Annotated in this window: 11 protein-coding genes; 10 read left to right on the forward strand and 1 reads right to left on the reverse strand. The window is 60.4% G+C overall.

The annotated features are described in order from the left end of the window. The first annotated feature begins 5 nt into the window (after positions 1-5). The gene (gene acnA, locus ABVN21_RS14400; RefSeq protein ID WP_339553185.1) at positions 6-2,747 is read left to right on the forward strand and encodes an aconitate hydratase AcnA; all 2,742 of its coding nucleotides are present in this window, start codon (positions 6-8) and stop codon (positions 2,745-2,747) included. Positions 2,748-2,993: 246 nt separating this feature from the next. Then, entirely contained in the window at positions 2,994-4,559 is a 1,566-nt protein-coding gene (locus ABVN21_RS14405; RefSeq protein ID WP_339553184.1) for a PAS domain-containing methyl-accepting chemotaxis protein, read from the forward strand. Positions 4,560-4,735: 176 nt separating this feature from the next. Here the strand turns inward: ABVN21_RS14405 and ABVN21_RS14410 are convergent, their stop codons facing one another. Beyond that, complete coding sequence (locus tag ABVN21_RS14410) at positions 4,736-5,413, reverse strand: alpha/beta family hydrolase (protein ID WP_339553183.1); 678 nt, start codon at positions 5,411-5,413, stop codon at positions 4,736-4,738. Positions 5,414-5,499: 86 nt separating this feature from the next. Here ABVN21_RS14410 and ccoN (ABVN21_RS14415) point away from each other — a divergent pair, with 86 nt between their 5' ends. From ccoN (ABVN21_RS14415) to ccoP (ABVN21_RS14450), 8 genes are all read left to right on the forward strand, one after another. Next, on the forward strand, positions 5,500-6,924 hold the full coding sequence (gene ccoN / locus ABVN21_RS14415) for a cytochrome-c oxidase, cbb3-type subunit I (RefSeq protein WP_339553182.1): 1,425 nt from the start codon (positions 5,500-5,502) through the stop codon (positions 6,922-6,924). A gap of 10 nt (positions 6,925-6,934) precedes the next feature. Continuing rightward, positions 6,935-7,543 (forward strand): cytochrome-c oxidase, cbb3-type subunit II, encoded by a 609-nt coding sequence (gene ccoO, locus ABVN21_RS14420; protein ID WP_339553181.1) that lies wholly within the window; start codon positions 6,935-6,937, stop codon positions 7,541-7,543. A 3-nt stretch (positions 7,544-7,546) separates the two neighbouring features. Then, positions 7,547-7,744 (forward strand): CcoQ/FixQ family Cbb3-type cytochrome c oxidase assembly chaperone, encoded by a 198-nt coding sequence (locus ABVN21_RS14425; protein WP_339553180.1) that lies wholly within the window; start codon positions 7,547-7,549, stop codon positions 7,742-7,744. Continuing rightward, positions 7,741-8,694: a cytochrome-c oxidase, cbb3-type subunit III gene (gene ccoP, locus ABVN21_RS14430; protein ID WP_339553179.1), complete on the forward strand. Its 954-nt coding sequence runs from the start codon at positions 7,741-7,743 to the stop codon at positions 8,692-8,694. Before ABVN21_RS14425 ends, ccoP (ABVN21_RS14430) begins: the two co-directional genes overlap by 4 nt. A 482-nt stretch (positions 8,695-9,176) precedes the next feature. Continuing rightward, on the forward strand, positions 9,177-10,619 hold the full coding sequence (gene ccoN / locus ABVN21_RS14435) for a cytochrome-c oxidase, cbb3-type subunit I (protein ID WP_339553178.1): 1,443 nt from the start codon (positions 9,177-9,179) through the stop codon (positions 10,617-10,619). After that, positions 10,619-11,227, forward strand: coding sequence for a cytochrome-c oxidase, cbb3-type subunit II (ccoO, locus tag ABVN21_RS14440; RefSeq protein WP_339553177.1), 609 nt, complete (start codon positions 10,619-10,621; stop codon positions 11,225-11,227). The genes ccoN (ABVN21_RS14435) and ccoO (ABVN21_RS14440) overlap by 1 nt, the downstream gene beginning before the upstream one ends. A gap of 5 nt (positions 11,228-11,232) precedes the next feature. Further along, positions 11,233-11,418, forward strand: coding sequence for a CcoQ/FixQ family Cbb3-type cytochrome c oxidase assembly chaperone (locus ABVN21_RS14445; RefSeq protein WP_003175465.1), 186 nt, complete (start codon positions 11,233-11,235; stop codon positions 11,416-11,418). Further along, complete coding sequence (gene ccoP / locus ABVN21_RS14450) at positions 11,415-12,398, forward strand: cytochrome-c oxidase, cbb3-type subunit III (RefSeq protein WP_339553176.1); 984 nt, start codon at positions 11,415-11,417, stop codon at positions 12,396-12,398. Before ABVN21_RS14445 ends, ccoP (ABVN21_RS14450) begins: the two co-directional genes overlap by 4 nt. Positions 12,399-12,520 lie beyond the last annotated feature (122 nt).

Here is a 12,520-nt window from a genome sequence, read left to right on the forward strand (position 1 = left end):
TCGTAATGCCGTCCCTTGATAGCTTGAACACCCTTAAAACCCTGCAAGTCGATGACCATACCTACCACTATTTCAGCCTGCCGGAGGCCGCCAAACGCCTTGGCGATCTGGACAAGCTGCCGATGTCTTTGAAAGTGCTGCTGGAAAACCTGCTGCGCTGGGAAGACAACAAAACCGTCACCGGCGCCGACCTCAAGGCGATTGCCGCCTGGCTCAAGGAGCGTCGCTCCGATCGTGAAATCCAGTACCGCCCGGCGCGGGTATTGATGCAGGATTTCACCGGCGTGCCCGCCGTGGTCGACCTCGCTGCCATGCGGGCGGCGATGGCCAAGGCGGGCGGCGATCCGCAGCGGATCAACCCGCTGTCGCCAGTGGACCTGGTGATTGACCACTCGGTGATGGTCGACAAATTCGCCACCAGCAGCGCCTTCGAACAGAACGTCGACATCGAGATGCAGCGCAATGGCGAGCGCTACGCGTTCCTGCGCTGGGGCCAAAGCGCCTTTGACAATTTTAGCGTCGTGCCGCCGGGCACCGGCATCTGCCACCAGGTGAACCTGGAATACCTCGGACGCACGGTCTGGACCAAGGACGAGGACGGCCGCACCTATGCCTTTCCCGACACCCTGGTCGGCACCGATTCCCACACCACCATGATCAACGGCCTCGGCGTGCTCGGCTGGGGTGTTGGCGGTATTGAGGCGGAAGCGGCGATGCTCGGGCAACCGGTGTCGATGCTGATTCCGGAAGTGATCGGCTTCAAACTCACCGGTAAACTCCGGGAAGGCATCACCGCCACCGACCTGGTGCTGACGGTGACCCAGATGCTGCGCAAGAAAGGCGTGGTCGGCAAATTCGTCGAATTCTACGGCGACGGTCTTGCAGACTTGCCGTTGGCGGACCGCGCGACCATCGCCAACATGGCCCCGGAATACGGCGCTACCTGCGGTTTTTTCCCGGTGGATGACGTAACCCTGGACTACCTGCGCCTCTCCGGCCGCCCCGTTGAAACCGTGAAACTGGTCGAGGCCTACAGCAAGGCGCAAGGTCTGTGGCGCCTGCCCGGTCAGGAGCCGGTGTTCACCGATAGCCTGGCGCTGGACATGGCCACCGTCGAAGCCAGCCTCGCCGGACCGAAGCGCCCACAGGACCGGGTCTCGCTGCCCAACGTCGCGCAAGCGTTCAGTGACTTCACCGACCTGCAATTCAAGCCCACCAGCAAAGAAGAAGGTCGACTGGAAAGTGAAGGCGGCGGTGGCGTCGCGGTCGGCAATGCCGATCTTGCCGGCGAAGCGGACTACGACTTCGAAGGCCAGACCTATCGGCTGAAAAACGGCGCGGTGGTGATTGCCGCCATTACTTCATGCACCAACACCTCCAACCCGAGCGTGATGATGGCTGCCGGGTTGGTGGCGAAAAAGGCCGTGGAAAAAGGCCTCAAGCGCAAGCCGTGGGTGAAAAGCTCGCTGGCGCCTGGTTCAAAAGTCGTCACCGATTATTACAAAGCAGCGGGCCTGACCCAGTACCTCGATGAATTGGGGTTCGCCTTGGTCGGGTATGGCTGCACCACGTGCATCGGCAACTCGGGACCGTTGCCGGAACCGATCGAGAAAGCCATCCAGAAAGCCGACTTGACCGTGGCCTCGGTACTGTCGGGCAACCGCAACTTCGAAGGCCGGGTCCATCCGCTGGTAAAAACCAACTGGCTGGCCTCGCCTCCGCTGGTGGTGGCGTTTGCGCTGGCCGGCACGGTGCGCATCGATATCAGCAGCGAGCCTTTGGGTGAAGATCGCGACGGCAACCCGGTGTACCTGCGGGACATCTGGCCCAGCAGCAAGGAAATCGCCGACGCCGTGAATCAGGTCAACACCGCGATGTTCCACAAGGAATATGCCGAAGTGTTTGCCGGTGACGAGCAGTGGCAGGCGATCCAGGTCCCGCAAGCGGCTACCTATGTCTGGCAGGCGGATTCGACCTACATCCAGCATCCGCCATTTTTCGACGACATCGGCGGGCCGCCACCGGTGGTCAAGGACGTGGCGGGGGCCAGAATCCTTGCGCTGCTAGGCGATTCGGTGACCACCGACCACATCTCCCCGGCCGGTAACATCAAGGCGGAAAGTCCGGCAGGCCAATATCTGCGCGACAAAGGCGTGGAACCACGGGACTTCAACTCCTATGGATCCCGACGCGGCAACCACGAAGTGATGATGCGCGGCACTTTTGCCAACATCCGCATCCGTAACGAGATGCTCAGTGGCGAAGAAGGCGGCAACACGTTCTACATTCCCACCATGGAGAAAATGCCGATCTACGACGCGGCCATGCGTTATCAAGCGGCAGGCACACCGCTGGTGGTGATCGCCGGTCAGGAATACGGCACCGGCTCGAGCCGTGACTGGGCAGCCAAAGGCACCAACCTGCTCGGGGTGAAAGCGGTCATCGCCGAGAGCTTTGAACGGATTCACCGCTCCAACCTGGTGGGCATGGGCGTGCTGCCGCTGCAGTTCAAACTCGATCAGAACCGCAAGAGCCTGAACCTGACCGGCAAGGAAACCCTGGACATTCTGGGCCTGACCGGCGTCGAGCTGACCCCGCGAATGAACCTGACCCTGATCATCACCCGCGAAAATGGCACCCGCGAGAAAATCGAGTTGCTGTGCCGGATCGACACGCTGAATGAAGTGGAGTACTTCAAATCGGGAGGGATTTTGCATTACGTGTTGCGACAGTTGATTGCGTCGTAAGCGCCTGCTGACACCGCCTTCGGGCGGTGTTTTTGTTTGCGCCAATCAAAATGCTGCACATTCCTGTGGTGAGCGAGCTTGCCCTCTCGCCACAACGGCAATCCTTTGAGCTGTTCACGTATCCGATGCCTCCCCGCTGACGCAAGGGTCATTTTGCGACGCAGCACTGATTATCGAAAAAATAATCTCAACCTATCGCTGACGTCGCCGATACAGCACTTGAAAGCCTTGCGGATTAAATAAGCCATGCGTAACAACCAGCCAATTACACAACGCGAACGGACCTTTCCGGCCCAGCAACGGTTGATTTCCACCACCGACGCCAAGGGCGTGATCACCTACTGCAACGACGACTTCGTCGAGGTCAGCGGGTTTTCTCGTGAGGAACTCATCCGTGCGCCGCACAACCTGGTGCGTCATCCCGACGTTCCGGCCGCGGTCTTCGCGCACATGTGGGCGACACTGAAACAAGGCTTGCCATGGATGGGCATTGTCAAGAATCGCTGCAAGAGCGGTGATCACTACTGGGTCAACGCCTATGTGACGCCGATCTTCGACGGCAAACAGGTGATCGGCTATGAGTCGGTGCGGGTCAAGCCCACCGCCGAGCAGATCCGCCGTGCCGAAGCTCTCTACCAACGCATCAACCAGGGCAAGTCGGCCATTCCTTCGACCGATAAATGGTTGCCGGTCCTGCAGGACTGGTTGCCGTTCATTCTGGTCAGCCAACTGAGCTTCATGATCGGTGCTTCGCTCAACTCCCACTGGGGCTTTGCCCTGGCCGCCGGGCTCTCGGTGCCGCTGGGCTTGATGGGCCTGAGCTGGCAACAGCGCGGGCTCAAGCGCTTGTTGCGCCTGGCCGAGCAAACCACATCTGACCCGCTGATCGCGCAGATGTACACCGACAGCCGCGGGGCCCAGGCACGTCTGGAGATGTCGATCCTCAGCCAGGAAGCGCGCCTCAAAACCTGCCTGACCCGTCTGCAGGACACCGCCGAGCACCTGACCGATCAAGCGAAACAGTCCGACAACCTGGCCCACAGCAGCTCTACCGGCCTGGAACGTCAGCGCGTCGAAACCGAGCAAGTAGCCACCGCCGTCAATCAGATGGCCGCCACTACGCAGGAAGTCGCCAGCCACGTGCAGCGCACCGCCGATGCCACCCAGCAAGCCAATCTGCTGACCGGTCGCGGTCGTGAAATCGCCGGAGAAACCCGTGAAGCCATTCAACGCCTGTCGGTGGTGGTCGGGGAAACCGGTCTGACCGTGACCCAACTGGCCAAGGACAGCGATGAAATCGGTGGCGTGGTCGACGTGATCAAAGGCATCGCCGACCAGACCAACCTGCTGGCGCTGAACGCCGCCATCGAAGCGGCCCGTGCCGGCGAAATGGGTCGTGGCTTTGCGGTGGTGGCCGACGAAGTGCGGCAACTGGCGCAACGCACCAGCGAGTCGACCGGGCAGATTCACGCCCTGATCGCCAAGCTGCAGCAAACCGCCGGCACTGCGGTGCAAACCATGGAAGCCGGGCATCGCCAGGCCGAAGAAGGTGTGGCGCGGGTGCTGGAAGCGGACCAGGCATTGGTCGGGATCAGCGAAGCGGTGGCCAACATCACCGACATGACCACCCAGATCGCTGCTGCGACCGAAGAGCAAAGCGCTGTCGCCGAAGAAATCAGCCGCAACATCAGCAACATCTCGCACCTGGCTGACCAGACTTCGGAACAGGCACAAAACTCGGCGTTGTTGAGTGAAGAGCTGACCAAGACTGCGAATACCCAGTATTCGTTGGTGGAGCGGTTTAACCGCTGATTGATGCTGGAATGATAAAAACCCGGACAGTGAAAGCTTCCGGGTTTTTTATTGCCGATCTGAAAATGCTGTCGCCTGGCAGGCCTCATCGCTGGCAAGCCAGCGCCTACAGGAGACAGCGATCCCTTGTAGGAGCTGGCTCGCCAGCGATGAGGCCCTGACGATCACTGCAAACATCACTGAAGAAATGAAGCCACTTTCTGCGCCGCCGCCGCCAAATGCTGCTCATGGGTAAACCCGGAAGCCTTCAACGGCTTCAAATCATGATCCCCCGCCACCAGCCAGAACACCTCGATACTCGGTGACAAGGCATACCCCTCGACCGCCTCGCGATTGCCCAATGCGTCCCGCTCGCCCTGCACAATCAAGGTACGGGTGTTCAGAGAAGCCAAATGCTCGACCCGCGGCTTCTCCGGTTTGCCCACGGCATAAAACGGATAGCCCAGACACACCAACGCATCCGCCCCCAACTCATCTGCCAATAAACTCGCCATCCGCCCTCCCATGGACTTGCCGCCAATGGCCAGCTGCCCGGCGACATGACGTCGCACCTCGGCATACACCTCACGCCAGCACTCCAGCAGTTTCGGTGCCGGGTTCGGCGGGCGTTTGCCGCCGTCGAGGCGCCGTTGCGCCATGTACGGAAACTCGAAGCGCAAGACATTGATGCCTTGTGCCGCGAGGCGTGCGGCCATGTCGTTCATCCAGTCGCTGTCCATCGGCGCACCCGCGCCGTGGGCCAGGATCAGCGTCGCCGATGCCGGCGTCACGGCGGCATCCCACAGCCATCCATGTTCCCGTGCGCACTGCGCCCATTGATCCCCGTCAATACCGGCCTTGCGCTGTTTGTCCATGCTTGCCTCGCTTTTAGTCTGCCTATAACTCCGGCCGAAGGGCGCGCCGCTTGCGCTTCCTTCGGCTGAACCGTGGATGGGGAACCATGAACACTTCTATCAGTACCGCCTACAACTACAAGGTGGTCCGCCAATTCGCCATTATGACGGTGGTGTGGGGCATCGTCGGCATGGGGCTCGGGGTTTTTCTCGCCGCCCAGTTGGTCTGGCCAGAACTCAACTTCGATTTGCCGTGGACCAGTTTCGGTCGCTTGCGTCCATTGCACACCAACGCGGTGATCTTCGCCTTCGGCGGCTGCGCCCTGTTCGCCAGTTCTTTCTATTCGGTGCAGCGCACCTGCCAAACCCAATTGTTTGCGCCGAAAATCGCCGCGTTCTGCTTCTGGGGCTGGCAGCTTGTAATCCTTCTGGCGGCCATCAGCCTGCCGCTGGGCTACACCAGTTCCAAGGAATACGCCGAGCTGGAATGGCCGATCGACATCCTGATCACCATTGTCTGGGTCGCCTACGCCGTGGTGTTCTTCGGCACGATCATGCAGCGCAAGACCAAGCACATTTACGTCGGCAACTGGTTCTTCGGTGCGTTCATCATCACCGTGGCGATCCTGCACATCGTCAACAACCTTGAGCTGCCGGTGAGTTTCACCAAGTCCTACTCGTTGTACTCCGGCGCCACCGACGCGATGGTGCAGTGGTGGTACGGGCACAATGCCGTGGGCTTTTTCCTCACCGCCGGTTTCCTCGGGATGATGTATTACTTCGTGCCGAAACAGGCCGAACGCCCGGTGTATTCCTACCGCCTGTCGATCGTGCACTTCTGGGCGCTGATCACTTTGTATATCTGGGCCGGCCCGCACCACCTGCACTACACCGCGCTGCCGGATTGGGCGCAGTCGCTGGGCATGGTGATGTCGCTGATTCTGTTGGCGCCGAGCTGGGGCGGGATGATCAACGGCATGATGACCCTCTCGGGCGCCTGGCATAAGTTGCGCAGCGACCCGATCCTGCGTTTCCTCGTGGTGTCGCTGGCGTTCTACGGCATGTCGACCTTCGAAGGCCCGATGATGGCGATCAAGACCGTCAACGCCCTCTCCCACTACACCGACTGGACCATTGGCCACGTACACGCTGGCGCACTCGGCTGGGTGGCGATGATTTCCATTGGCGCGCTGTACCACATGATCCCGAAAATCTTCGGACGCGAGCAGATGCACAGCATCGGCCTGATCAACGCGCACTTCTGGCTCGCCACCATCGGCACCGTTCTGTACATCGCCTCGATGTGGGTCAACGGCATCGCCCAGGGCTTGATGTGGCGCGCAGTCAACGAGGACGGCACGCTGACTTACTCCTTCGTCGAAACCCTGGTGGCCAGCCACCCCGGCTTTGTCGTGCGGATGGTGGGTGGCGCGATCTTCTTCAGCGGCATGTTGCTGATGGCTTACAACACCTGGCGCACCGTGCGGGCCTCGCAGCCTGCCGAAGTCGCCGCTGCCGCGCAGATGGCCTGAGGAGTTCGCCATGAAACACGAAACTATCGAGAAAAACGTCGGCCTGCTGATGCTGTTGATGGTGCTCGCCGTGAGCATCGGCGGCCTGACCCAGATCGTCCCGCTGTTTTTCCAGGACGTGACCAATAAACCGGTGGAAGGCATGAAGCCCTACACCGCGCTGCAACTCGAAGGCCGCGACATCTACATCCGCGAAGGCTGCGTCGGTTGCCATTCGCAGATGATCCGCCCGTTCCGCGCCGAGACCGAGCGCTACGGGCACTACTCGGTGGCTGGCGAAAGCGTTTGGGATCACCCGTTCCTGTGGGGCTCGAAACGCACCGGGCCAGACCTGGCCCGGGTCGGCGCACGCTACTCCGATGACTGGCACCGCGCGCACTTGTACAACCCGCGCAACGTCGTGCCGGAATCGAAAATGCCGGCCTACCCGTGGCTGGTGGCCAACGCGCTCGACAGCAGCCACACCGAAAGCAAGATCAAGGCGATGCGCACCCTCGGCGTGCCATACACCGACGACGACATCGCCAGCAGCGTCGAGTCGCTCAAGGGCAAGTCCGAAATGGACGCGCTGGTCGCCTACCTGCAAGTGCTCGGCACTGCGATCAAGAGCAAGAGGTGATTCATGGTCATTGAAATGAGCACTGGAATGATTCGCGGCCTGGGCACGGTCGTGGTGTTCGTGGCCTTCGTCGGCCTGACGCTGTGGGTATTCAACAGCAAGCGCAATCCGGCGTTCGCCGAGGCACGCCTGCTGCCGTTCGCCGATGAATCACATCCCGACTACACCCAAGAACCCGCAACAAGGAGTACCCGGCCATGACCACCTTCTGGAGTACGTGGATCTGCGTACTGACCATCGGCAGCCTGATCGGCCTGACCTGGCTGCTGATCGGCACCCGCAAGGGCGAAACCAAGGGCAGCGTCGACCAGACCATGGGCCACAGCTTCGACGGCATCGAGGAGTACGACAACCCGCTGCCGCAATGGTGGTTCCTGCTGTTCGCCGGCACCCTGGTGTTTGCGGTCGGCTACTTGATCCTTTATCCGGGGCTGGGCAACTGGAAAGGCATCCTTCCCGGTTACGACAACGGCTGGACCGGCGTGCACGAATGGGAAAAGGAGATGGACAGGGCCGACGCGAAGTTCGGGCCGATCTTCGCCAAATTCGCTGCCATGCCGCTGGAAGAAGTGGCCAAGGATCCGCAAGCGCTGAAAATGGGCGGACGCCTGTTTGCCTCCAACTGCTCGGTCTGCCACGGCTCGGATGCCAAGGGCGCGTTCGGTTTTCCCAACCTGGCGGACCGCGACTGGCGCTGGGGCGGCAACGCCGACACCATCAAGACCACCATCATGGGCGGACGCATGGCCGCGATGCCCGCCTGGGGAGAAATCCTCGGCGACGCCGGTGTGAAGAACGTTGCGGCTTATGTGCGTCATGAACTGGCCGGCCTGCCACTGCCTGCCGACAGCGATGCCGACCTGCAAGCAGGCCAACAGGCGTTCAGCACCACCTGCACCGCTTGTCACGGGGCGAAAGGCCAGGGCACTGAAGCCATGGGCGCGCCGAATCTGACGCACCCGGCCGGGTTTATCTACGGGACAAGCCTGGCGCAACTGCAGCAGACCATTCGCCATGGTCGCCAGGGGCATATGCCAGCGCAGAACGAACTGCTCGGTAACGATAAGGTGCAACTGCTGGCCGCCTATGTGTACAGCCTGTCGCACGCTGCCGGCGCGGAGCGTTTGCAGGCCGAAAACAAAGGCGAATAATTCTTGAGCGCTCTACTGCCGCATTCTCCCGGATGCGGCAGTTCCCTGCCTCTTTGCGACCCATTGTCGCACCCTCCTTCAGTCTTCCTTTCGGATCGCCAGATTCGGGTCTAAGCTTCCTCCGATGCGGACTGGCCAGTGCTGGTTCCAGGTCGATGTGGAACGATGTGTTCAACGAATCTGCCCGATGAGAAGCCGCAAAGGCTGGTAGATACCGGCTGTCGCGCCAATTGCCTTCGGTCACCCAATCGTTGCCTTTGAACACACCCTGTTACACCCGACCTGCCCCCCTCGCCTGATCCATCCGCCGGGACGTTTTGTCCATGGGTAATTTTATCCTTACGCGGCGCATGGAAAGGCCGCAGAATCAGCATTTGAAAGCATTGACCCAGGTCATGGCGCGTTGCAATGACCCCCCGCTTTCTACATACTTGCGGCCGATTTTTAATCCTAATAAAACACCCAAACCGTGGAACCTTAGAATGAGCACAGCAATCAGTCCGACTGCTTATAACTATAAGGTAGTCCGCCAGTTCGCCATCATGACGGTGGTCTGGGGGATCCTTGGCATGGGGCTCGGTGTCTTCATCGCCTCTCAACTGGTCTGGCCGGAATTAAACTTCGGTCTGCCGTGGACGAGCTTTGGACGCCTGCGCCCGTTGCACACCAACCTGGTGATTTTCGCCTTCGGTGGATGTGCACTGTTTGCCACTTCTTATTACGTCGTGCAGCGAACCTGCCAAACGCGACTGATTTCCGACAGCCTTGCAGCCTTCACCTTCTGGGGTTGGCAAGCGGTGATTGTCGGCGCCATCGTTACCTTGCCGCTGGGTTACACCACCACCAAGGAATACGCTGAGCTGGAATGGCCGCTGGCTATTCTGCTGGCCATTGTCTGGGTCACCTACGGTCTGGTGTTCTTCGGCACCATCGTCAAGCGCAAGACCAAGCACATCTATGTGGGCAACTGGTTCTACGGTGCCTTCATCGTCGTGACGGCGATGCTGCACATCGTCAACCACGCTTCCCTGCCGGTCAGTTTCTTCAAGTCCTACTCGGCCTACTCGGGTGCGACGGACGCGATGATCCAGTGGTGGTACGGCCACAACGCCGTAGGTTTCTTCCTGACCACCGGCTTCCTGGGGATGATGTACTACTTCGTGCCGAAACAGGCCGAGCGTCCGATCTACTCCTATCGCCTGTCGATCGTGCACTTCTGGGCGCTGATCACCCTGTACATCTGGGCCGGTCCGCACCACTTGCACTACACCGCACTGCCGGACTGGGCTCAGTCCCTGGGCATGGCGATGTCGATCATCCTGCTGGCTCCGAGCTGGGGCGGCATGATCAACGGCATGATGACCCTGTCGGGCGCCTGGCATAAGCTGCGCACCGACCCGATCCTGCGCTTCCTGGTCGTGTCCCTGGCGTTTTACGGCATGTCGACCTTCGAAGGCCCGATGATGGCCATCAAGACCGTGAACTCCCTGTCGCACTACACCGACTGGACCATCGGCCACGTACACGCCGGCGCGCTCGGCTGGGTGGCAATGATCTCGATCGGCGCGATCTACCACATGATCCCGAAACTGTTCGGTCGTGCCCAGATGCACAGCGTCGGCCTGATCAACGCGCACTTCTGGCTCGCAACCATCGGTACTGTTCTGTACATCGCTTCGATGTGGGTCAACGGCATTACCCAGGGTCTGATGTGGCGTGCAATCAACGATGACGGCACCCTCACCTACTCGTTCGTCGAAGCGCTGCAAGCCAGCCACCCGGGCTTTATCGTTCGCGCCCTGGGCGGTGCATTCTTCGCCGCCGGCATGCTGTTCATGGCCTACAACGTATTCCGTACCGTACGCGCCTCGAACCCGGTAGAAGCCAAAGCCGCCGAACAGATCGCTGTAGTTGGAGCTCACTGATGAAGCATGAAGCAGTCGAGAAGAACATTGGCCTGCTGGCCTTCTTCATGGTTATCGCCGTCAGTGTCGGCGGCCTGACCCAGATCGTTCCGCTGTTTTTCCAGGACGTCACCAACAAGCCGGTCGAAGGCATGAAGCCTCGCCCTGCCCTTGAACTGGAAGGCCGCGACATCTACATCGCCAACGGTTGCGTCAGCTGCCACTCGCAGATGATCCGCCCGTTCCGTGCTGAAACCGAACGTTACGGCCACTACTCGGTCGCCGGTGAAAGCGTCTGGGACCACCCGTTCCTGTGGGGTTCCAAGCGTACCGGTCCGGACCTGGCCCGTGTCGGCGGTCGTTATTCCGATGACTGGCAGCGTGCGCATTTGTACAACCCGCGCAACGTAGTGCCCGAATCGAAAATGCCGGCCTACCCGTTCCTCGTGGAAAACAAGCTCGACGGCAAAGACACCGCGAAGAAAATGGAAGTCTTGCGCACGCTCGGCGTTCCTTACACCGACGAAGACATCGCCGGTGCACAGGAAGCTGTGAAGGGCAAAACCGAAATGGACGCGCTGGTGGCCTATCTGCAAGGCCTGGGCACCATCATCAAAAGCAAACGGTGATCTAAATGGATATCGGGATGATTCGTGGCCTGGGCACTGTTGTCGTGATGGTGGCCTTCATCGGTTTGGCGTTGTGGGTGTTCAGCCCCAAGCGCAAGTCGGAGTTTGAAGACGCAACCTTGCTGCCTTTCGCGGATGATCCCGAAGCCATCAAGCACGTCGAGCAAGCTTCTAGGAGTAACAAAGAATGACTACATTCTGGAGTCTGTACGTCACAGTCCTCAGTCTCGGTACGATCTTTTCGCTGACCTGGCTGTTGCTGTCGACCCGCAAGGGCCAGCGCAGCGAAGCCACCGAAGAGACGGTTGGGCACTCCTTCGACGGGATCGAGGAGTACGACAACCCGCTGCCGAAATGGTGGTTCATGCTGTTCGTGGGCACCATCATTTTCGCCCTGGGCTATCTGGTGCTGTACCCGGGCCTGGGCAACTGGAAAGGCCTGCTGCCGGGTTACAACTACCTGGATAACGAGAAGCAGACCGCGTTCGCCAACGGCCAGACCGGCTGGACCGGCGTTCACGAGTGGGAAAAGGAAATGGCCCGGTCGGACGCCAAGTTCGGCCCGATCTTCGCCAAGTTCGCTTCCATGCCGATCGAAGAAGTCGCCAAGGATCCGCAAGCCCTGAAGATGGGTGGCCGCCTGTTCGCCTCCAACTGCTCGGTTTGCCACGGTTCCGACGCCAAAGGCGCTTATGGCTTCCCTAACCTGACCGACGCCGACTGGCGCTGGGGCGGCGAAGCGGAAACCATCAAGACCACCATCATGGGTGGCCGTCACGCGGTCATGCCGGCGTGGGCTGAAGTGATCGGCGAGCAAGGCGTTGCGGACGTTGCCGCATTCGTCCTGACCAACCTCGACGGCCGCAAGCTGCCGGAAGGCACCAAGGCTGACCCGGTTGCCGGGCAAAAACTGTTCGCGGCCAACTGCGTGGCTTGCCACGGTCCGGAAGGCAAAGGTACGCCAGCAATGGGCGCCCCTAACCTGACCCACCCGGCCGCGTTCATCTACGGTTCGAGCTTCGCTCAACTGCAGCAGACCATCCGTTACGGCCGTCAGGGCCAGATGCCTGCGCAAGAAGCCATGCAGGGCAACGACAAGGTTCACCTGCTGGCCGCTTACGTCTACAGCCTGTCTCACGGCGAGAAAGCGCCGGCGGCGGACGCCCAGTAAGGCAAACGCTTGATGCAAAAAAGACCCCGCCATTTGGCGGGGTCTTTTTTTGTGCATGAGACGAGCGTTATCTAACAGGGATGCTGACGATCTCTTAACGGCTCGGCCAGTTGTTAGATAGC

Origin of the sequence: Pseudomonas sp. MYb327, from assembly GCF_040438925.1 — a bacterium.
GTDB lineage: Bacteria > Pseudomonadota > Gammaproteobacteria > Pseudomonadales > Pseudomonadaceae > Aquipseudomonas.